This is a genomic window from Streptomyces sp. NBC_01335 (assembly GCF_035953295.1).
Classification (GTDB): domain Bacteria; phylum Actinomycetota; class Actinomycetes; order Streptomycetales; family Streptomycetaceae; genus Streptomyces.
Genome location: NZ_CP108370.1, coordinates 4,873,905 through 4,894,704, shown reverse-complemented (window position 1 = coordinate 4,894,704; position 20,800 = coordinate 4,873,905). Strand labels below are relative to the sequence as shown.

General features: G+C 73.1%; 14 protein-coding genes. 4 read left to right on the top strand and 10 right to left on the bottom strand.

The window, feature by feature from the left end:
- Positions 1–41: 41 nt before the first annotated feature.
- The 4 genes from OG599_RS21105 to OG599_RS21090 form a co-directional block, all read right to left on the bottom strand.
- Entirely contained in the window at positions 42–1,889 is a 1,848-nt protein-coding gene (locus tag OG599_RS21105) for a protein kinase domain-containing protein (protein WP_442809698.1), read from the bottom strand.
- Between the two features lie 237 nt (positions 1,890–2,126).
- Entirely contained in the window at positions 2,127–5,165 is a 3,039-nt protein-coding gene (locus OG599_RS21100; protein WP_327177533.1) for a protein kinase, read from the bottom strand.
- 279 nt (positions 5,166–5,444) lie between these two features.
- Positions 5,445–7,517, bottom strand: coding sequence for a serine/threonine-protein kinase (locus tag OG599_RS21095; protein WP_327177532.1), 2,073 nt, complete (start codon positions 7,515–7,517; stop codon positions 5,445–5,447).
- Positions 7,518–7,835: 318 nt separating this feature from the next.
- Positions 7,836–9,542: a glycerol-3-phosphate dehydrogenase/oxidase gene (locus OG599_RS21090; protein ID WP_327177531.1), complete on the bottom strand. Its 1,707-nt coding sequence runs from the start codon at positions 9,540–9,542 to the stop codon at positions 7,836–7,838.
- A 277-nt stretch (positions 9,543–9,819) separates the two neighbouring features.
- Between OG599_RS21090 and OG599_RS21085 the strand changes: the two genes are divergently transcribed.
- Both OG599_RS21085 and OG599_RS21080 read left to right on the top strand, forming a co-directional pair.
- Entirely contained in the window at positions 9,820–11,082 is a 1,263-nt protein-coding gene (locus tag OG599_RS21085) for a nucleotide sugar dehydrogenase (RefSeq protein WP_327177530.1), read from the top strand.
- 146 nt (positions 11,083–11,228) lie between these two features.
- A complete protein-coding gene (locus OG599_RS21080; RefSeq protein WP_327177529.1) occupies positions 11,229–11,981 on the top strand; it encodes a hypothetical protein in 753 nt (250 codons plus the stop codon).
- 100 nt (positions 11,982–12,081) lie between these two features.
- On the opposite strand, the gene OG599_RS21075 is transcribed toward OG599_RS21080, so the two are convergent.
- The 4 genes from OG599_RS21075 to OG599_RS21060 form a co-directional block, all read right to left on the bottom strand.
- Positions 12,082–13,206: a GuaB3 family IMP dehydrogenase-related protein gene (locus tag OG599_RS21075; protein ID WP_018101158.1), complete on the bottom strand. Its 1,125-nt coding sequence runs from the start codon at positions 13,204–13,206 to the stop codon at positions 12,082–12,084.
- 106 nt (positions 13,207–13,312) lie between these two features.
- On the bottom strand, positions 13,313–14,815 hold the full coding sequence (gene guaB, locus OG599_RS21070) for an IMP dehydrogenase (protein ID WP_327177528.1): 1,503 nt from the start codon (positions 14,813–14,815) through the stop codon (positions 13,313–13,315).
- 174 nt (positions 14,816–14,989) lie between these two features.
- Positions 14,990–15,565 carry a sigma-70 family RNA polymerase sigma factor gene (locus tag OG599_RS21065; protein ID WP_266708156.1) on the bottom strand — a complete coding sequence of 192 codons (576 nt, stop codon included), beginning with the start codon at positions 15,563–15,565 and terminating at the stop codon, positions 14,990–14,992.
- Between the two features lie 303 nt (positions 15,566–15,868).
- On the bottom strand, positions 15,869–16,480 hold the full coding sequence (locus tag OG599_RS21060; protein ID WP_003948568.1) for a response regulator transcription factor: 612 nt from the start codon (positions 16,478–16,480) through the stop codon (positions 15,869–15,871).
- A gap of 467 nt (positions 16,481–16,947) precedes the next feature.
- Between OG599_RS21060 and OG599_RS21055 the strand changes: the two genes are divergently transcribed.
- Complete coding sequence (locus OG599_RS21055; RefSeq protein ID WP_327177527.1) at positions 16,948–17,280, top strand: WhiB family transcriptional regulator; 333 nt, start codon at positions 16,948–16,950, stop codon at positions 17,278–17,280.
- Positions 17,281–17,412: 132 nt separating this feature from the next.
- Here OG599_RS21055 and OG599_RS21050 read toward each other — a convergent pair whose 3' ends face one another.
- The gene (locus tag OG599_RS21050) at positions 17,413–18,330 is read right to left on the bottom strand and encodes a LysR family transcriptional regulator (RefSeq protein WP_327177526.1); all 918 of its coding nucleotides are present in this window, start codon (positions 18,328–18,330) and stop codon (positions 17,413–17,415) included.
- An 80-nt stretch (positions 18,331–18,410) separates the two neighbouring features.
- On the opposite strand from OG599_RS21050, the gene OG599_RS21045 reads away from it, so the two are divergent.
- A complete protein-coding gene (locus OG599_RS21045; RefSeq protein ID WP_327177525.1) occupies positions 18,411–19,076 on the top strand; it encodes an MOSC domain-containing protein in 666 nt (221 codons plus the stop codon).
- Between the two features lie 105 nt (positions 19,077–19,181).
- On the opposite strand, the gene OG599_RS21040 is transcribed toward OG599_RS21045, so the two are convergent.
- Positions 19,182–20,639 (bottom strand): MFS transporter, encoded by a 1,458-nt coding sequence (locus OG599_RS21040; RefSeq protein WP_327177524.1) that lies wholly within the window; start codon positions 20,637–20,639, stop codon positions 19,182–19,184.
- Positions 20,640–20,800 lie beyond the last annotated feature (161 nt).

The following is a 20,800-nucleotide window of genomic DNA, read 5'->3' as shown; positions in this document are numbered from 1 at the left end:
GGCGGCCCACCTTGGGCACCGACCAACGTGCCACCCCCGGCTCACTCCGTCCGGGCGGGCGGGCGCCAGCTCCTGAGCATGGTGTCGAACAGCTCCCTGGTGTTCTCCCAGTCGTCCACCGGGGCCGTCAGATAGAGCGCGTACTCCGGCCCGCCGGTGCCGGCGAAGTACATCTGGTCGATGCCGCGCCGCTCCCCCGGATGGTCCTTCGTCTCCGTCCAGGTGAACTCCCAGAGCGAGCCGGAGTGGTCGCGGAAGGTGTTCTCCTCCAGGGAGATGCGCGAGTAACCCGGGAGCCGGTCACTGAGCGTCTCCTCCATGGACTGCATGTGGGCGTACGCGGTGTCGAAGTCGGGCGCGTCGTCGATGCTGACGCGGAGGCGGTGCCCGCCCTCGTCCGGGGTGTAGTCGATCTGGGTGCCTTCCGTCCGGCGCTCCCACCCCTCCGGTACGGCGAGGCTGAAGCCGGCCGGGTCCTCCACCCGCTTCCAGCCGGCCGGTATCGAGGAGTCGGCCGATCCGGCGGTCGGCGAGGCGGTGGCGTCGGAGGGTCCGGCGCCGGCGTCCGAGGTGCCGCCCGCGGCGCCGGCCGAGGGCTCCGAGGAGGCGGTGGGCTGCTGCGCGGTGGGCGTGGGGCGCCCTCCCTCGTCGTCCGAGCCGCCGCCCGCGTAGTGCATCGCGCCCAGTCCGGCCCCGGTGCCGAGCACCGCCGCGACCAGCACCGCCACCACGGTGTTGCGCCGCCGCGACCCGGACTTCGTCCCGGGGGTCGTGGGGGTCGCGGCGGTGGTGTGGCCGGGCGGGGTGCCGTACGGAAACCCGGCCGGAGGCGTGGCGGCGCCGTACCCGGACACGGCGGAACCCTGCCCGCCCTGGGTGCCGTATCCGGGCGGCGCGGACACCGGTCCGCCCCGGGTGCCGTACCCGGACACCGGGGCCGCCTGCCCGCCCTGGGTGCCGTACCCGGGCGGCGCGGAAGCCGGTCCGGCCGCCGGGGCCGCTGCCCGGGCGACGGTGGGTCCGGTCGCCCCCGCCCGGTCGGCCGGTGCCTCCTGCCCGTACGGCGGGGCCTGCTCGCTCCGGGTCTCGCCCGCGTAGTGGCGCGTCTCCACGTACACCTGCGCGGTGCGCGGTTCGCGGCCGGTCAGCACGGAGCGCAGCATCCGCTCGGTCTCGGCCGCCGAGGGCCGGCCGGCCGGGTCCTTGCGGAGCAGGGCGGCGATCACCGGGCCGAGGGTGCCGGCCCCCGGGGGGATCGACGGTTCGTCCGTGACGACCGCCTGCATGGTCGCGATGGGCGAGGAGCGCCGGAACGGCGACCGGCCGTCGATCGCCGCGTAGAGCGTGGCGCCGAGCGACCAGAGGTCGGACGCGGGGCCGGGGTCCTGGCCCTGCACCCGCTCGGGCGCCAGATAGTCGATGGAGCCGATGAGTTCGCCGGTCCGGGTGATGGTCGAGTCGCCCTCGATGGCGGCGATGCCGAAGTCGGTGAGGAGGATCTGCCCGTCGCGGGCGAGCAGGACGTTGCCCGGCTTGACGTCCCGGTGCAGCACCCCCGCCGCGTGCGCGGCGCGCAGCGCGCTGAGGACGCCGAGCCCGATGCGGGCCGCCTCGTGCGGGGTGACCTCGCCGTTCTCCTTGGCGGAGTCGGCGAGCGACGGCCCGTCGACGTACTGCATGACGATCCACGGGCGGTCGTCGTGGTCGAGCACGTCGTGGACGGTGACGACACCGGGGTGGCTGATGCGGGCGGCGGCCCGCGCCTCCTTGCGGGTACGGGCGTGCAGCACGACCCGGTCGGCCTCGGCGACGTACAGTCCGGCGGTCAGCTCCTTGACGGCGACCGTGCGGTGGAGCAGCTCGTCCTGTGCCCGCCACACCTTGCCCATGCCGCCCCGGCCCAGCACGTCCACCAGCCGGTACCGGCCCGCGAGTACCAGTCCGGACGCCGTTTTGGCGGCCTTGTCGGTGCGCCTGCCGCTGTTCGATGAGTGATCCACGTGTCGTCCCCGCCCGTTGCTCGGGTGCCAGATTACGGAGGGGCTCCCGGGCGGGGAACCTCGCACCGCCCATGAGACCGCACTGTGATGACCCCGGCCAGCGACGTACCGGAACATTCCGGACCGTCAGGACGTGACCTTGTACGAGGAGATGACCTGCTGGTAGATGCTGGAGACCTGGTCACGCTCGTTGACCGGGCCGATGACCTGGATGATGTGGTAGCGGCCGCCGACGACCATCGCGAGGTTGCGGACGTACACCTCACGGCCGTTGACGTCCTGCCAGGTGTACTGCCCCTCGGCCATGGCCTGTCGGCCGACGTCGACCCGGCGGAGCCCGGTCGCGGTGGACCAGGAGGAGTCGCGGAACGGCTGCAACTCGGGCTCCTTGTCGCGCTGGTAGGCCAGCGGATCGGCCCCGTTGGCCTGCACGGTGTCCCGGCCCGGCACGATCAGCAGGCTGAACCCGTCGCTGCCGTAACGGATCTGGCGGTCCGCGTTGGCGGGGCTGCGCTGCCAGCCCTTCAACACGCCCACCTCGAACCCTTCCGGGTCCTTGCTGAGCGTGTACCCCGGCGGGAGCGCCACGGCGGACCCGCTCGTCTGCGGGTCCTGGGTCCCGGGCGCCGACGAGGGCTTGCCGGAGGCGGACGGGGAGGGCTTCTCGGCGGGCGGCTCGGAACCGGCGGGTGCGGCGGAGTCGGTGGCCGCCGGGGTGGCGGCCCCGCCCGTACGCGTACCGGCGTCGTTCTCCGGCATGAACATCAGGGCGTAGACCACCGCGCCGGCCAGCGCCAGCAGGACGAGCAGCAGCAGGAGCCGGCCGAGGCGGCGCGGCGGCCGGTTGCCGTTGTCCCGCAGCACCTTGGGCTCGCGCGGGCCCCGGGGCGGCCTGCGCTCCTGGGTGGCCCGAGGCTCGTACGCGGGCTCCTGGTACGCCCGCTCGTCGGCCTCCGGGTAGGAGCGCAGCCCCAGGGCCTCAAGCCCCGCTGTCTCCTGGCCGTCCCGGCCACCGCCGGTGCCCTGGCGATGCCGGCCCTGCGCGGCGGAGCGGAACCGGCGGCGCCTGCGGACGAGTTCGCCCTTGCGGCGGACGATGGGCAGCTTGGTGGCGTCGTCGGCGGGGAGCGGCACGACGTCCGTACCGGCCTCCGGCTCCGGGGCGGACCGGATCAGCGAGCGCAGCCAGCCGCGCAGCTCCTCGAAGTCGGGCCGCTCGGCGGGGTCCTGGCGCAGCAGGGACTCCACGACGGGCCGCAGCGGGCCGCACTCCTCCGCGAAGGCGGGCGGCTCCCCGCACACCATCTGGACGAGCTCGGCGGCGTTCTCCTCCGGGTAGGGGGCGTGCCCCTGGACCGCGCGGTAGAGCAGCGCGCCCAGCGCCCAGAGGTCGGTGGCGGGGCCGATGGGCGGGGCGAGCTGCCAGTTCTCGTGGACCGGCCCGGCCTGTTCGGGCGCCCACCGCTCGGTGACGGCCCCGACGACGGCGATACGGGCCTGCCGGGCGCGTTCGGCGGCGAGCGGGGTGGCGGGCCCCCGGTAGACGGGGCCCTGGTCGCCGGCGGCCACGACGGCGTCCCAGCTGCCGGCGGGCACCCGCTCGACGGCCGCGCCGGAACGGGCGGCGGGCAGCATCTCCCGGCGGGAGTCGGCCCGCAAGGCGTCGGCGCCGGAGCCCCCGGCGGGCACGGGACGGCCGGAGTGGCCGTCCTCCCAGGAGCCGGCGAGGTGGACGCGGCGGCCGGGAGCGGCCGGACCCGGGTCCTCCGGGTCGTCGTCCTCCTCGTCGTCCTCCTCGTCGTAGAGGTCGGGGTAGAGATCGGCGGAGGAGCGGCCCCAGCCGCTGGGCAGCGGCGGCAGCGCCCCGGCCGCGGGACGCGGCGGCGGCAGCAGCCCCGGCCCGTCGGCGGCCTCCGCGCGCCGCTCCTCCTCGGCGCGACGCTGCTCCTCCGCGACGCGCTGTTCCTCCGCCCGGCGCTGCTCGTCCGCGCGCTGCTCCGCCTCGGCCCGGCGCCGCTCCTCCGCCAGGCGCTGCTCCTCGGCGCGCTGCTGCTCCTCGGTGACGCGGGCCGATGCCGCGAGGGCGCCCGCACGGTAGGCGGCTATCGCTCCGGCCCGGGCGGCCCGCAGCCGGTCGGCGGTCGCCGCGCCGGGATCGGCGGGCGGCTGGGCCTCGCCCGGCGGCTCCTCCTGGACCGGCGGCCGGTGCTGCGGGACGGGAGGGAGGGCCGGGGCCGCGGGGGCGGCCGGGAGCGGCACCGGGGAGGAGTCCCGGTCGAAGTGGCCGGTGTACGGCTCCCGGTCGGCGTACGGGTCGCTCGGCTCGCCCCACGGGGCGTGCGGCGGGGCGGGGGCGGGGGGCAGGGCCGGGGGGAGGGCGGCGGGCAGCCCGGGGGCGTACCCGGTGTGCTGCTCGCCGTAGCCGTCACGGTCGCCGTCGTGGTCGCCGTCGTCGTCGGGCCCGCTCCGGTGCTCGTACGCGTGCTCCCGCCCGTACTCCCGCCCGTACTCCTGCGCGGGGTCGCTCTCCGGCTCGTGGAGCCGGGGCGGGGCGTCCGGTTCGTCCAGGTCGGGGCGGGGCACGGTGACGTACCCGCAGAGCGCCTCCTCGGCGGCGCCCGCCGCGAGGCCGGTCAGCATGACCCGGCCGTCGTCGCAGACCAGCACCGTCCGCACGGTGATGTTGCGGTGGGTCCAGCCGTGCGCGTGCAGCACCCGCAGGGCGGTGAGCACGTCGGAGCCGATCTCGGCGGCGCGGTAGGGGTTGAGAGGGCGTTCGGCCAGGAGCGCGGCGAGCGGGCGGGCGGGCACCAGTTCGCTGACGATCCAGAGCGAGCCCGCCTCGGCGAACACGTCGAAGACCTGGTCGAGACGCGGGTGGTCCGGGACCTGGGCGGCGGCCTGCGCGGCCTCTATCGCCCGGCGCACCGCCGGGTCCGAGGAGCGGCGGACCGCCCGGCCGGTGGTCCGGCGCACGGGCGACGGCCGGCCGTCGCCGTCGAGCACCTCGGCGTCGACGACCTCGGGGAGCGGCACCTGCCGGACCAGGACCTCCTGGCCGCTGTAGGTGTCGAAGGCGCGGGTCTCGACCAGTTCGTAGGCGTCGGACGGCGGCAGCGGAAGGCGGTAGCGGTCGGCAAGCACCCGACCCGCATAGTCGTCCACGACGCCTCCCCAGAGCGCACGGTCCCCCGGTCACGAGATCCGGACGAGCCGTCACATCACGGACTTTGCCGTACATATGACGCGCCATCATGGCTGCGAACGGTTCTCGGTCTCTTACGATACGTGGCGGGACGCGGCGGCGTGTCCGGGTCGCGCCAACCCGGGTGGACCGGACCGGCGGGAGCGGCGGGGCGACCGCCCCGGAGGGCGGTCACCGGTCACCGTCAGCCCTTCGTCGGTCCTTCGTCGGTCCTTCGTCAGTCCTTCGTCAGTCCTTCGTCAGTCCTTCGGCGCGAAGGTGGCGAACGCCGTCTCCCGCAGGGTGCGGCACTCGTCCTCGTTCCACTTCGCGGCCGGGCAGCTCACCATGATCGAGTAGCCGTGCGTCGGGTCGGCCCGGAAGCCCCGGTTGAGGACGTGCACCCGCTCGCCGTTCTGGGTGCGCTCGAACTCCCAGTCCGCGACGGTCGGGTAGCCGTTGTACTCGACCTTCCTGATGCCGATGTGCTTGTAGTTGTTGCTCGCGGCGCTCACCCCCGCGACCGCCGCCGACCAGGCCGCCGCGGCGTCCTTGCCCGGTGAGCTGTTGTAGTCGACCTGGACGCGCGGGAAGCTGCCCTTCGACGCGTTGTAGATGCCGCCGGAGTTGGACCCCGCGATGGCGGTGCGCTGATAGGCGGCGGGCAACGCCATGGTGAAGTGGAAACGGCTGTCGTCGACCGTCTTGTACCCGGCCGGCACCGCGCTGTCGTCCTTGCCGCCCTTGTCGTCCTTGCCACCCTTGTCGTCGTCGCCGTCCTTGCCGGACGAGGAGGCGGAGGGGGTGCCGGAGCCGGACGGGGTGCCGGCCGTGGACGGAGAGGCGGAGTCGCCGGACTTGCCCTGCCCCTCGGTGCGGTCGTCGCCCTTGCCGGAGGCGTCGGCCCCACCGGTGGACCCGGCCGAGGTTCCCTGCGTGGCGGTGCCCTTGCCGTCCTGGTCGTCCCCGCCGCCGAGGCTGAGCGCGAGCACGGTGCCGATGACGGCCAGCACCACGACGCCCGCGATGACCGCGAGGGTCCGGCGCGGCACCACGTCGGTGAGCGAGGCGCGGGTGGACGCCCCGGGGGTGCGCGGCGGCACTCCGCCGGAGGCCGAGGCCGTGGCGGCACCCGGGACACCGGCCTTTCCGGCCTTTCCGGCCTTTCCGGCGGGAGCAGCGGGACGGGCGGGGGCGGATCCGGCGGCGGGACCGGCGGCGGGCGCGCCCGCGGAGGTCGCGGCGGAGGCGCCCGGAGCACCGGCCGCACCGGCCGCTCCCGCTGCCCCGGCCGTCGCGGCCGCCTTGGAGTTCCGTACGGAGCGCAGGGCGCCACGCAGCCGGTCCCGGGTTCCCTCGCCGGTCCCGGAGGAGACGGGCGTCCGCGCGTCGGCGCCGGGCCCGGTCCTGCCGTCCGAGGGGGCGGGTCCCACCCCGGTGGGTACGGCCATCACCTGGGTGGCGTCGGCGGGCGGCTTCTCCGGGGCGTTGACGATCGCGGTGAGCAGGGCGCGCGCACCGGCGTCGTCGAGCCGCTGCTCGGGGTCGCGGGTGAGCAGGCCGTAGATGACGTCCTTCAGCGGGCCCGCGTTCTTCGGCGGGTCCAGCGGTTCGGTCATGACGGCCGTCAGCGTCGCGATGGCCGAGCCCTTGTCGTACGGCGGGCTGCCTTCCACGCTCGCGTAGAGCAGACCGCCGAGCGACCAGAGATCGGCGGGCGGTCCGGGCTTGTGGCCGCGGGCGCGCTCCGGCGAGATGTACGAGGGGGCGCCGACCAGCATGCCGGTGGAGGTCACCGACGGGTCGCCCTCGACCTGGGCGATGCCGAAGTCGGTGAGGACGACCCTGCCTTCCTGGGATATCAGCACGTTGGACGGCTTCACGTCCCGGTGCAGGATGCCCTCGCGGTGCGCGGAGCGCAGCACGTCGAGGACGGCGAGGCCGACCTCGGCCGCCCGTCGGGGCGTCAGCGTGCCGTCCTCGCGGATCACTTCGGCGAGGGACTTGCCCTCGACGAGCTCCATGACGATCCACGGCCGGTCGTCCTCGTCGACCACGTCGAACACGGTGACGGCGCTGGTGTTGCGGATGCGCGCGATCGCCTTGGCCTCACGCAGGGTGCGCGTGATCAGCCGGCGCTTCTCCTCGTCGTCGATGGCCGTGGGGAACCGGAGTTCCTTCACCGCCACCGTACGGCCCAGGGTCTCGTCCTCGGCGCGCCAGACGGTACCCATACCGCCCCGGCCGAGCACCTTCCCGAGCCGGTACCGTCCCGCGAGAAGACGCCCCTCGGTGTCCCGTTGGGGCCCGTTTGCCTGCTCCGCCTCCGACATGCGTCCCCTCTGCGATCAACCCGCCCTGGCAGAGCGTTCATTGTCCCTCACCCCGGGACCGGTTCTGGTGCCGGGTCCGCGGTCGGTCCCGGCGGGGCCGGGGAGAGGGCTTGCGGGGCGTGAGGCACGGCTCCTCCACCCCGTGCCGGACACCCCCACCGTGTGCGAGCGGGTGCCCCTTCCTCGCCCTCCCATGCCGGGCCGCCGGGGCCGCGCGATGCCCCGTCAGATCGGTACGGCCGGACCGGACGGCCGGACGTCCCGCCGGACCGGACCGCCGGACCGGCACGATGACCGGTGCTGAGCCGGGCCGGACCGTCAGATCGGCACGATGTCCGGTGCGCCGAGCCGGGCGGCGTCGGCGGTGAGGTCGTCGGGCTGGCGCTGCGACTCCCGCTCGGCCTGGACCCGCTTCTCGTAGTGCTCCACCTCGCGGTCGACCCGGTCCGCGTCCCAGCCCAGGACCGGGGCCATCAGCTCCGCGCAGACGCGGGCGCTGAGGGTGCCCCGGTCGAAGGTCTCGATGGAGATCCGGGTCCGCCGGGTGAGGACGTCGTCGAGGTGGCGGGCGCCCTCGTGCGAGGCGGCGTAGACGATCTCGGCGGCGAGGTAGTCGTCGGCGGCGGGCAGCGGCTCGCCCAGCGCGGGGTTCTCCGCGATCAGCGCGAGGAGCTCCTCGGCGAGGGAGCCGTACCGGTTGAGCAGGTGCTCCACGCGGACGACGTGCAGGCCGTTGGCGGCGGCGATCCGGGCGCGGGCGTTCCACAGGGCGCGGTACCCCTCGGCGCCGATCAGCGGTACGTCCTCCGTGACGCACTCGGCGACCCGCTGGTCGAGCCCGTGCACGGCCTCGTCCACGGCGTCCTTCGCCATCACCCGGTACGTCGTGTACTTGCCGCCGGCGACCACGACGAGCCCGGGCACCGGGTGGGCCACCGTGTGCTCGCGGGAGAGTTTGCTGGTCGCGTCCGACTCGCCGGCCAGCAGCGGGCGCAGCCCGGCATAGACGCCTTCGACGTCGTCCCTGGTCAGCGGGGTGGCGAGCACGGTGTTGACGTGTTCGAGCAGGTAGTCGATATCGGCGCTGGAGGCGGCCGGGTGGGCCTTGTCGAGGCTCCAGTCGGTGTCGGTGGTGCCGACGATCCAGTGGCGGCCCCACGGGATGACGAAGAGGACGGACTTCTCGGTCCGCAGGATCAGCCCGGTCGAGGAGTGGATGCGGTCCTTGGGCACGACGAGGTGGATGCCCTTGGAGGCGCGGACGTGGAACTGTCCGCGTTCGGCGATCAGCGCCTGGGTGTCGTCGGTCCACACGCCGGTCGCGTTGACCACCTGTTTGGCCCTGACCTCGTACCGGCCGCCGGTCTCGACGTCCTCGACCAGGGCGCCGACGACGCGTTCGCCCTCCCGGAGGAATCCGGAGACCCGCGCGCGGTTCGCGGCGTGCGCGCCGTAGCTCACGGCGGTACGCACCAGGGTGGCGGTGTAGCGGGCGTCGTCCATCTGGGCGTCGTAGTACTGGAGGGCCCCGACCAAGGCGTCCTTGCGGAGCGCGGGGGCCACGCGCAGGGCGCGGCGGCGGGAGAGGTGGCGGTGGACGGGGAGTCCCCGGCCGTGCCCGGAGGAGAGGGACATCGCGTCGTAGAGGGCGACGCCGGAGCCCGCGTACAGCCGTTCCCACCCCTTGTGCTGCAAGGGGTAGAGGAACGGCACCGGCTTCACGAGGTGGGGGGCGAGGCGTTCCAGCAGCAGGCCGCGTTCCTTGAGCGCCTCGCGGACCAGGGCGAAGTCGAGCATCTCCAGGTAGCGCAGGCCGCCGTGGATGAGCTTGCTGGACCGGCTGGAGGTGCCGGAGGCCCAGTCGCGCGCCTCCACGAGTCCGGTGGAGAGCCCTCTGGTGGCGGCGTCCAGCGCCGTCCCCGCGCCGACCACGCCCGCCCCGACGACGAGTACGTCCAGCTCGCGCTCGGCCATCGCGGCGAGCGCCTCGGAGCGCTCGGCGGGGCCCAGTGTCGATGTCCTCAACTCTGCCTCCCGGTGGATCGGGGTGGGCCGGCACCCGGGCGATGTGTCCGGGTCCGTCCGGCCGGAGCGGCCGTGCCCACGTTCCCGATTCTGTCCGCGCAACGCGACTTCAGCCACCGCCTGTGGACAACGCTCCCGTCCCCGGACCATGACAGCGATCATTCCGTGCGACATAAATGCGACATACAGGTCATATTTACGCCTAGTCTGACATCGCGCGGTCCACAGCAGTTGCGCTTTCGGTCCTCATGGTCCTATGGGAAGGACGGCCCCTCGCATGCCCGCAGACCTCGCGGTCATCGGACTCGGTCACCTCGGCCTGCCCCTCGCGCAGGCAGCGGTAGCCGCCGGTATCGACACCATCGGCTACGACACCGATCCGCGCCCGTACGCGGATCTCGGCGCGGGACGCACCCCGGTCGAGGGCTCGCTCACCGCGTCCGAGGTCCGCAGGATGCTCTCCCGGGGTTTCCGCCCCACCACCAACGCCACCGAACTCGGCCGGGTGCGCACCGCGGTGATCTGCTCCCCCACCCCCCTCGGGCCCGACCGCACCGTCGACCTCACCGCCCTCGGCGACGCCGCCCGCGCGCTGGCCGCCCGGCTCCGCCCGCACACCACGGTGCTGCTGGAGTCGCCCGTACCCCCCGGCACCACCGAGAACTTCCTGCGCGGGCTGCTCGAAGAGGGGTCCGGGCTGCGCGCGGGCCGCGACTTCCACCTCGCCTGCTCCCCCGGCCGCCTGGACCCCGGCAACCGCACCCACACCTACGCCAACACCCCCAAGGTCATCGGCGGCCTCACCCCCGCCTGCACCGAGTCCGCCGCCGCGTTCTACGGGCGGCTCACGGACAAGGTGGTACGCGCCCGGGGCCCGCGCGAGGCCGAGATGACGAAGGTGCTGGAGACCAACTTCCGGCACGTGAACATCGCGCTCGTCAACGAGATGGCGGTGCTCTGCCACGAGCTCGGCGTGGACCTCTGGGACGTCATCCGGTGCGCCGAGACCAAGCCCTTCGGCTTCCAGCCGTTCCGCCCCGGCCCCGGGGTCGGCGGCCACGGCGTCGCCCTGGACCCGGGCAGCGCCCCGTACGCCGGCCACGCGCCCGGCCCCCCGCTGCGGCTGGTCTCCATGGCGCAGGAGATCAACGACCGCATGCCGAGCTACGTGATCCGGCGCAGCGCCACCCTGCTGAACGAGCACGGCAAGTCGGTGCGCGGCGCCCGCATCCTCCTCCTCGGCGTCACCTACAAGCCGGACAGCGCCGACCAGGAGGCGGCCCCGGCCCGTGACATCGCGAGCCGGCTGATGGACCTGGGCGCCCAGATCGGCTACCACGACCCGCACGTCCTGGACTGGCGCGTCCGCGACGTCCCGGTCCCCCGTGCCGACTCGCTGTACGAGGCGGCGGCCGCCGCCGACCTGACGCTGCTCCTCCAGCACCACCGCACGTACGACCTCCAGGGCCTCGCGGTGAAGGCGCAGCTGCTGCTCGACACCCGGGGGGCCACTCCGGCGGGGGCCGCGCACCGGCTGTGACGGGCGGGACGGTGTGCGAGCGGGAACGGCCCGGGAATCCCGGTGGGCGCTGTCACAGGCGGCTGCTAGCCTGCGGCGTCACCTTCGCACAGCCGTGCGTATCCGTCGCACCGTCGTGCGCATCCGTCCCAGGGGGGATTTCCACCATGAGCCAGCCCGTGCCGCCGCCCAGCCGGCCCCAGCAGCCCGAGGACGGCCGGCCCGTCGAGGGCAACCCGTACGCGGCCGAGGCGCCCGGGGCACAGGCTCCGGCGGCACCGCCGGTGGCCCCGCCGGCCGGAGCGCCCGTGGCCCCGCCCGTCGGGGCGCCCGTGGCGCAGGCCGGTCCTCCGGTCGGACCGCCGGTCGCACCCGCGCCGGGTGCGCCCACCGGCAACCCCTTCGCGGGCGCGCAGCCCGGTCAGCCGGGACCGCCCCCCGGCACCCCCTGGCCCGCCCAGCCGGGTCAGCCCGGCCAGTACCCCGGGGTGCCGTTCGCGCCGGTCGCCGGTCCGGTCCGCAACAACCTGGCCCTCGGCCTGCTCGCGTCGCTCGGCAGCGCCGCCGTGATCGGGGCGGTCTACGGCGCCATCATCGGGGCCACCGAGCGCGAGTTCGGTTACGCGGCGGTCGTCCTCGGCCTCGTCACCGGTTGGGCGGCCGGCAAGGCCGGCGGCCGCAACCCCGCGCTGCCGTTCGCCGCCGCCCTGTTCTCCCTCGCCTCGGTCTACTTCGGCCAGCTGCTCGGCGAGGCGATCATCGCCTCCAAGCACCTCCCGGTCTCCGTCTCCGAGATGTTCTTCGAACACTTCGGGGTGCTCCAGGAGGCGTGGAAGGCGGACGCCGACTTCTTCAACGTCGTCTTCTTCGCGCTCGCCGCGTTCGCGTCGTTCTCCACCGCCAAGAAGCTCTCCGACTGAGGGCCGACCCGCCCGGCGTAAGGAGAGGGCCCCGACCACACGTGGTGGTCGGGGCCCTCTCTCGTAAGCGCAAAGCCACGCGGAACCGCGCGGAACGCGGTCAGCGGCGGTGCTGCGAGTCCGCCACCGTCACCTCGACGCGCTGGAACTCCTTGAGGTCGCTGTAGCCGGTCGTGGCCATCGCGCGGCGCAGGGCGCCGAAGATGTTCATCGAGCCGTCCGGGGTGTGCGACGGACCGGTCAGCACCTCCTCGGTCGTACCGACCGAGCCGAGGTCCACCAGCTTGCCGCGCGGCACGTCCTCGTGGACGGCCTCCATGCCCCAGTGGCGGCCGCGGCCCGGGGCGTCGGTGGCGCGGGCCAGCGGGGAGCCCATCATCACGGCGTCCGCGCCGCAGGCGATGGCCTTCGGCAGGTCGCCGGACCAGCCGACGCCGCCGTCCGCGATGACGTGCACGTACCGGCCGCCGGACTCGTCCATGTAGTCGCGGCGGGCACCCGCCACGTCCGCCACGGCGGTCGCCATCGGCACCTGGATGCCGAAGACGTTGCGGGTGGTGTGCGCGGCGCCGCCGCCGAAGCCGACCAGGACACCCGCAGCACCGGTGCGCATGAGGTGCAGGGCCGCGGTGTACGTGGCGCAGCCGCCGACGATCACCGGGACGTCCAGCTCGTAGATGAACTGCTTGAGGTTGAGCGGCTCGGCGGCACCGGAGACGTGCTCGGCGGAGACGGTCGTACCGCGGATGACGAAGATGTCCACCCCGGCGTCGACGACGGCCTTGGAGAACTGGGCGGTGCGCTGCGGCGAGAGCGCGGCGGCGGTGACGACACCGGAGTCGCGCACCTCCTTGATGCGCTGCCCGATCAGCTCCTCCTGGATCGGCGCGGAGTAGATCTCCTGGAGGCGCCGGGTCGCGGTCTCGACCGGCATCTCGGCGATCTCGTCGAGCAGCGGCTGCGGGTCCTCGTGGCGGGTCCACAGACCCTCCAGGTTGAGGACGCCGAGTCCGCCGAGCTCGCCGATGCGGATGGCGTGCTGCGGGGAGACCACGGAGTCCATGGGAGCGGCCAGGAACGGCAGCTCGAAGCGGTAGGCGTCGATCTGCCAGGCGATCGAGACCTCCTTCGGGTCCCGGGTCCTGCGGCTCGGTACGACAGCGATGTCGTCGAATGCGTATGCCCGGCGGCCGCGCTTGCCGCGCCCGATCTCGATCTCAGTCACGATGTGTGGCCTTTCCCTCTACGTCTGCGCTGACCAGTATCCCCGACACGCGCGGAAGGGGCGGCCCGGGGAACCCCGGTCCGCCCCTTCAGCACCGTGCCCGGTGCTACTTCCTGCTGTAGTTCGGTGCCTCGACCGTCATCTGGATGTCGTGCGGGTGGCTCTCCTTGAGACCCGCCGACGTGATGCGTACGAAGCGGCCCTTGCTCTCCATCTGGTCGACGGACTCGGCGCCCACGTACCCCATGGTCTGCCGCAGACCGCCGACGAGCTGGTGGAGGACGTTGGCGAGCGGGCCCCGGTAGGGGACCTGGCCCTCGATGCCCTCGGGCACGAGCTTGTCGTCCGAGGACACGTCGGCCTGGAAGTACCGGTCCTTGGAGTACGAACGGCCCTGGCCGCGGGACTGCATCGCGCCCAGCGAACCCATGCCCCGGTACGACTTGAACTGCTTGCCGTTGATGAACATCAGCTCACCCGGCGACTCCTCGCAGCCCGCGAGGAGGCTGCCCAGCATCACGCTGTCCGCGCCCGCGGCGAGCGCCTTGCCGATGTCGCCGGAGTACTGCAGGCCACCGTCGCCGATGACCGGCACACCCGCCGCGCGGGCGGCGAGAGCGGCTTCGTAGATCGCGGTGACCTGCGGGACGCCGATGCCGGCGACCACGCGGGTGGTGCAGATCGAGCCGGGTCCGACGCCGACCTTCACGCCGTCGACGCCGGCGTCGATCAGCGCCTGGGCGCCGTCGCGGGTCGCGACGTTGCCGCCGATGACGTCTATGCCGACGCTCGACTTGATCTTCGCCATCCAGTTGAGGGCGTTGCTGTTGTGGCCGTGCGAGGTGTCGACGATGAGGAAGTCGACCCCGGCGGAGGCGAGCGCCTGGGCGCGGTCCAGCGCCTCGGGGCTGGCACCGACGGCCGCGCCGACCAGCAGACGGCCTTCGGCGTCCTTGGCGGCGTTGGGGTACTGCTCGGCCTTCTTGAAGTCCTTGACCGTGATGAGGCCCTTGAGGAGGCCCGCCTCGTCGACCAGCGGCAGCTTCTCGATCTTGTGGCGGCGGAGCAGCTCCATCGCCTCCACGCCGGAGATGCCGACCCTGCCGGTGACGAGCGGCATCGGGGTCATGACCTCGCGCACCTGGCGCGAACGGTCGGACTCGAAGGCCATGTCACGGTTGGTCACGATGCCGAGGAGCTTGCCCGCGGGGTCGGTGACCGGCACGCCGCTGATGCGGAACTTCGCGCAGAGCGCGTCCGCCTCGCCGAGCGTGGCGTCGGGGTGCACGGTGATCGGGTCGGTGACCATCCCGGACTCGGACCGCTTCACCAGGTCGACCTGGTTGACCTGGTCCTCGATCGAGAGGTTGCGGTGCAGCACGCCGACGCCGCCCTGACGGGCCATCGCGATCGCCATCCGCGACTCGGTCACCTTGTCCATGGCGGCCGACAGCAAGGGGATGTTCACGCGCACGTTGCGGGAGATGAGGGACGAGGTGTCGACCGCGTTGGGCAGGACCTCCGACGCGCCCGGCAGCAACAGCACGTCGTCGTATGTCAGCCCGAGCGTCGCGAACTTCTCAGGCACTCCGTCGACGTTTGCAGTCATGACACCTTCCCCAAATGGTCTTGATCGGTGCGGATGTCCATGCTAACGGCCTTCTGGGGTGTCTCATTCCACGATCAAGATCGTCGGGCCTCTCCGTAGGTTTCTACAGAAGCCCGGAAAGCCCGGGAAGACGCGGGGCCGAACCCGGGGAGGCCGGCGGGGGTGCGGCCGAAGTCACTGTTCCGCGAGGGCTCGCAGCCGGCTGAGCGCGCGGTGCTGGGCGACGCGTACGGCTCCGGGGGACATGCCCAGCATCTGTCCGGTCTCCTCGGCGGTCAGGCCGACGGCCACCCGCAGGACGAGCAGCTCGCGCTGGTTCTCCGGCAGGTTGGCGAGGAGCTTCTTGGCCCAGGCCGCGTCGCTGCTGAGCAGCGCGCGCTCCTCCGGGCCGAGGGAGTCGTCGGGGCGCTCGGGCATCTCGTCGGACGGGACGGCCGTGGACCCGGGGTGGCGCATCGCGGCGCGCTGGAGGTCGGCGACCTTGTGTCCGGCGATGGCGAAGACGAACGCCTCGAAGGGGCGGCCGGTGTCGCGGTACCGGGGCAGCGCCATCAGCACGGCGACGCAGACTTCCTGCGCCAGGTCCTCGACGAAGTGACGAGCGTCACCGGGCAGCCGGTTCAGCCGGGACCGGCAGTACCGCAGGGCGAGCGGGTGGACGTGGGCCAGCAGGTCGTGGGTCGCCTGCGCGTCGCCGTCCACGGCCCGATGCACCAGGGCAGCGATCACCGTCGTCTCGTCGTCGCGCATCGGACCATGGTGCCTTGGTGCCGACCTGTCCGCGCCATCGCGTTCCGAGTTGTGCACCGAAGCGTTACGAGCGGGTGCGCCGGATGTCATGTCCTGCGCCCTCCCCTTCCGCTGGATCCGCTGGTCCGAATCGTCGTTCCCGAGGAACTCCACAGCTCAAGGATGCGTCATCGGCCGGGAAGCGTCACCCACCGCCGATGACGACCGGCTCGCCGCGGGCGGGCCGCCCCGCCCGCGCCCTCCGTCGCCCCGTCCGCGGGTCCGCGGACGGGGACGATTCCGGCACGCCGGGGACGGCACGGCTCAGCGCACCAGGCCCCAGCGGAATCCGAGCGCCACGGCGTGGGCACGGTCCGAGGCGCCGAGCTTCTTGAAGAGCCTGCGGGCGTGGGTCTTGACCGTGTCCTCGGAGAGGAAGAGCTCGCGCCCGATCTCCGCGTTGGACCGGCCGTGGCTCATGCCCTCGAGCACCTGGATCTCACGCGCGGTGAGCGTGGGGGCCGCGCCCATCTCCGCGGACCGCAGCCGACGCGGGGCGAGCCGCCACGTCGGGTCGGCCAGCGCCTGGGTCACGGTGGCCCGCAGCTCGGCACGCGAGGCGTCCTTGTGCAGATAGCCGCGGGCACCGGCGGCGACCGCGAGCGCGACACCGTCCAGGTCCTCGGCGACCGTCAGCATGATGATCCGGGCACCGGGGTCGGCGGAGAGCAGCCGCCGGACGGTCTCCACACCTCCCAGGCCGGGCATGCGGACGTCCATCAGAATCAAATCCGAACGGTCGGCTCCCCAGCGGCGGAGTACTTCCTCGCCGTTGGCCGCCGTCGTCACACGCTCGACGCCGGGCACGGTCGCAACCGCGCGACGGAGCGCCTCTCGGGCGAGCGGGGAGTCGTCGCAGACGAGGACGGATGTCATGACCGTCCTCCGCAGCTGATGCGCGTCACCTTGAGCCTCCAGGCTGATACAAGTCGTCACCTGTGCGGTTGACCCCCTCGGACATGTGCCCGAGCCGGTTAGTCGCCAACCGCCTCCGCACTCTCAACGATGGTCACTCGAAAGAGTTACGGGTCGGACCGTAGGGTTCGGCACTCTACGTGAGGTCGCACACACGGAGCGGATCGACGCGGGCGCTTCACCCTTCAACCGAAACTTCACCGGTCGGCGTGCCCTATTTGGCGGGTTTTCTTCCCTTTTGCTGGTGTCTGTGACTAGATTCGCAATCAGTCATATTTACATCTACTACGACCATAGATGTACGGTCGCGCCTCAGCCTCTGCGGAACCGGGGGGCCGAGGGGCTGAGGATCGGCCCACCGACGGACGACGACGGACTGCGACTGCCGGGGACGTCTCCGGCAGAGCACGGTTTCGAGGGGACAAGCAATGGCAGATTTCTCCCGCCTTCCCGGACCCAACGCGGACCTGTGGGACTGGCAGCTGCTCGCGGCCTGCCGAGGGGTCGACAGTTCACTGTTCTTCCACCCCGAGGGCGAACGCGGAGCCGCCCGCAGCGCCCGCGAGACCTCGGCGAAAGAGGTGTGCATGCGCTGCCCGGTGCGCGCCGAGTGCGCCGCCCACGCGCTGGCGGTCCGCGAGCCCTACGGAGTGTGGGGCGGCCTGACCGAGGACGAGCGCGAGGAGCTGATGGGCCGCGCCCGCAACCGCCTGATCACGGCGGCCCACTCCGGTCCGGGCGACAGCGCGCAGCACGACTGAACATTGAGCGCCGCCCCGTACCGCAGGAACGTTTCCGCAGTCACCGCGCGGTCGGCGGGAACCGTGCGATCCGCGGGAAGAGCGCGGTCAACGGGGCCTGCGGAACCACCGGGGTCGGCGGCACCGACGGGATCAGCGCGCCGCCGCCAGCGACAGCTGGTCGAGGGTGGCCGCCACGGCGGGGACCCGGGCCAGGTCCGGCAGGGTCAGCGCCACGATCTCGCGCACCACGGCGGGCTCCACCGTCACGGTCACGGCCCCCTTGGGGCGTACCGACTCGATCGCCAGCGCGGGCAGTACCGCCACCCCGAGCCCGGCGCCGACCAGTCCGATCACGGCGGGGTAGTCGTCGGTGGCGAAGTCGATGCGGGGGGTGAAGCCGGACTCCTCGCAGACCTCCACGAGCTGCCGGCGGCAGCGCGGGCAGCCGGCGATCCACGGGTCCCCGGCGAGTTCGCCGATGTCGATCGCGTCCGTCCCGGCCAGCCGGTGGTCCTCGGGCAGCAGGCCGATCAGCCGGTCCGCGAGCAGCGGGCGGACGACCAGATCGTTCCAGTCGCCGTCACCGCTTTCCGCGCCTTCACCGGTGCCGCTGTTCCCGTACCGGAAGGCCAGCGCGATGTCGCAGTCCCCGTCGCGGAGCATCTCCACGGAGCGGGGCGGTTCGGCCTCCACCAGCGAGACCTGGGTGCCGGGGTGCTCGGCGCGCAGCGCGGCCAGGGCGCCGGGAACGAGGGTGGAGCTGCCGCTGGGGAAGGAGACGAGCCGGACCCGGCCCGCGCGCAGCCCGGCGATGGCGGCGACCTCCTCCTCGGCGGCGGTGAGCCCGGCGAGGATGCCGGAGGCGTGCCGCACGAGGGCCTCGCCGGCCTGGGTGAGCCGCATCTCGCGGCCCGTACGGATCAGGAGCGGCGTGCCGACCGACGATTCCAGCGCCTTCATCTGCTGGCTGATGGCCGGCTGGGTGAAGCCCAGCTCGCGGGCGGCGGCGGAGAACGAGCCGGTGGTGGCGACGGCGCGCAGGACGCGGAGATGGCGGGCTTCGATCACCTCTCCACCATAAGCGTCACTTCTGATGATTGCGAAAAACTGCCGTGCGACTTTGATGCCGGGCGCTCTAACCTTGCTCCATGCATCTGCTGACCGTGAACGTCGGGACCGCCCGCCACTCCGAGCACACCAGCGCCCGCGACGGCCTCACCGGCATCGACAAGCGCCCGGTCGAGGGCCCGGTACGGGTGACCGACCCGGGCCCGAAGGGCACCGGCGGCAGCGGTCTGGCCGGGGACACCGTCTGCGACCTGCGCCACCACGGCGGGAGCGACCAGGCGGTGTACGCGTACGCCCGCGAGGAGCTCGACGCCTGGGAGCGGAAGGTGGGCAAGCCGCTGCCCAACGGGATCTTCGGCGAGAACCTGACCACCCTCGGCCTGGAGGTCAGCGAGGCGCTGGTGGGCGAGCGGTGGCGGATCGGCCCCGACCTGGTCCTGGAGGTGACCGCCGGCCGCATCCCGTGCCGGACGTTCGCGGGCCACGTACAGGAGGAGCGCTGGGTGAAGCGCTTCAGCCAGGAGGCGGCGACCGGCGCGTACCTGCGGGTCATCACGCCCGGCTCCATCAGCGCCGGGGACCCGATCGAGATCGTCCACCGCCCGGACCACGGGGTGACCGCCGCGCTGGAGTTCCGCTCCTTCACCGACCGCACCCTGCTGCCGAGCCTGCTCCCGGCGGGCGAGGCGCTGCACCCGGAGGCGCTGGCGGCGGCGCGGGAGTACGTGGCGAGGCAGGAAGCCTGACGGGCTTTCCGGTGACACCCCGGCCGCTACGAGGAGGGCCCCGCACACCTGATACCTGGTGTGCGGGGCCCTCCTCGTAGCGCTTCGGGCGGTACGGGCGACGGGTCAGGCGGCTTCGACGGCGGCCTTCTCGGCCGGGGCCTCGCCGGCCTCGCCCTTGTCGGCGGCCGGGCGGACGAGGCCCGGGATGAACGCGGCGACGGCGGCGGCGACCAGGGCGACGGCGCAGCCGACCGTCAGTCCGACGCGGAAGCCGTCCTCGGAGGCGAGGGAGTGGCCGCCGAGGTTGATCGTCATCTGCGCGAGGACCACACCGATGACGGCCGAGCCGATGGTCGTACCGAGCGAGCGCATCAGGGTGTTGAACCCGTTGGCGGCGGCGGTCTCGGAGATCGGGACCGAGCTCATGATCAGGGCGGGCATCGCGCCGTAGGCGAGGCCGACGCCGCTGTTGATGACGATTCCGACGATCATCAGGCCCCAGGCGGAGCCCATGAGGAAGAGGGAGAGGCCGTAGCCGGCGGAGATGACGAGCGCGCCGAGGACGAGGGCGATCTTCGGGCCGCGGGCGTTGATCAGCTTTCCGCCGAGCGGGGAGACGATCATCATCATCACGCCGCCGGGGGCCATCCAGAGGCCGCACGCCAGCATCGACTGGCCCAGGCCGTAGCCGGTGGCCTCGGGGAACTGGAGGAGCTGCGGGGCGATCAGCATGAAGGAGTACATGCCGACGCCGACCAGGATCGAGGAGATGTTGGTCATGAGGACGCGGGGGCGGGCCGTGGTGCGCAGGTCGACCAGCGGGTCGCGGGTGCGGAGCTCGTAGAAGCCCCAGACGCCCAGGGCCACGACGGCCACGGCGAACAGGCCGAGCGTGGTGCCCGAGGCCCATCCCCAGTCGGCGCCCTTGGAGATGGCGAGCAGCAGGGAGACCAGGCCGATGGCGAGCCCGACCGCTCCGGGTGCGTCGAAGCGCTGGCCCTTGGCCCCGGCCGGGACGTCGGGGACGAAGGTGTGGATCAGTACGGCGACGATCAGCGCGAGCACCGCGGAGCCCCAGAACAGGACGCGCCAGCTGGTGTACTCGGCGACGGCGGCGGAGATCGGCAGGCCGAGGGCGCCGCCGATGCCCATGGAGGCGCTGACCAGGGCGATCGAGCTGCTGAGCTTCTCGGCGGGGACCACGTCACGGAGCAGCGCGATGCCGAGCGGCACCATGCCCATGCCCATGCCCTGGAGACCCCGGCCGACGATCATCGGCACGATCGAGGAGGACAGCGCGCAGACCACGGAGCCGACGATCAGCGGCACGGCGCACGCCAGGAGCATCCGGCGCTTGCCGAGGAGGTCGCCGAGGCGGCCGGTGACCGGCACGCACACGCCCGCGACGAGCAGCGTGACCGTGATGACCCAGGCCGTGTTCGAGGAAGAGGTGTGCAGGATCTGCGGGAGCTCGGCGATCAGCGGGGTGACCAGGGTCTGCATGATCGCGGCGGCGGTGCCGGCGAGGGCCAGCGTGGTGATCACGCCGCCTGTGCGGGCCGTGGGCTGGGGGGCGTCCATAACGCGATTCCTCGATGTGGGTCGGGACGGGAGGTCCGGGACGAAAATCGGGCGGGCCGGAGCAGGGCGGGACAAGGGCGGAGCAGGGCGGGACAAGGGCGAGCATCGTACATTCCCATTGCATTATGCATGCCGTGTGCTCGATGCACATCATGTGTCAG

Excerpts from the sequence above, each read along its gene's own strand:
- OG599_RS21105 (WP_442809698.1), bottom strand. The coding sequence starts at position 1,889 with ATGGGCAAGGTGTGGCGGGCACAGGACGAGCTGCTCCACCGCACGGTC.
- OG599_RS21095 (WP_327177532.1), bottom strand. The coding sequence starts at position 7,517 with ATGTCGGAGGCGGAGCAGGCAAACGGGCCCCAACGGGACACCGAGGGG.
- OG599_RS21085 (WP_327177530.1), top strand. The coding sequence starts at position 9,820 with ATGCCCGCAGACCTCGCGGTCATCGGACTCGGTCACCTCGGCCTGCCC.
- OG599_RS21080 (WP_327177529.1), top strand. The coding sequence starts at position 11,229 with ATGAGCCAGCCCGTGCCGCCGCCCAGCCGGCCCCAGCAGCCCGAGGAC.
- guaB (WP_327177528.1), bottom strand. The coding sequence starts at position 14,815 with ATGACTGCAAACGTCGACGGAGTGCCTGAGAAGTTCGCGACGCTCGGG.
- OG599_RS21065 (WP_266708156.1), bottom strand. The coding sequence starts at position 15,565 with ATGCGCGACGACGAGACGACGGTGATCGCTGCCCTGGTGCATCGGGCC.
- OG599_RS21060 (WP_003948568.1), bottom strand. The coding sequence starts at position 16,480 with ATGACATCCGTCCTCGTCTGCGACGACTCCCCGCTCGCCCGAGAGGCG.
- OG599_RS21055 (WP_327177527.1), top strand. The coding sequence starts at position 16,948 with ATGGCAGATTTCTCCCGCCTTCCCGGACCCAACGCGGACCTGTGGGAC.
- OG599_RS21045 (WP_327177525.1), top strand. The coding sequence starts at position 18,411 with ATGCATCTGCTGACCGTGAACGTCGGGACCGCCCGCCACTCCGAGCAC.
- OG599_RS21040 (WP_327177524.1), bottom strand. The coding sequence starts at position 20,639 with ATGGACGCCCCCCAGCCCACGGCCCGCACAGGCGGCGTGATCACCACG.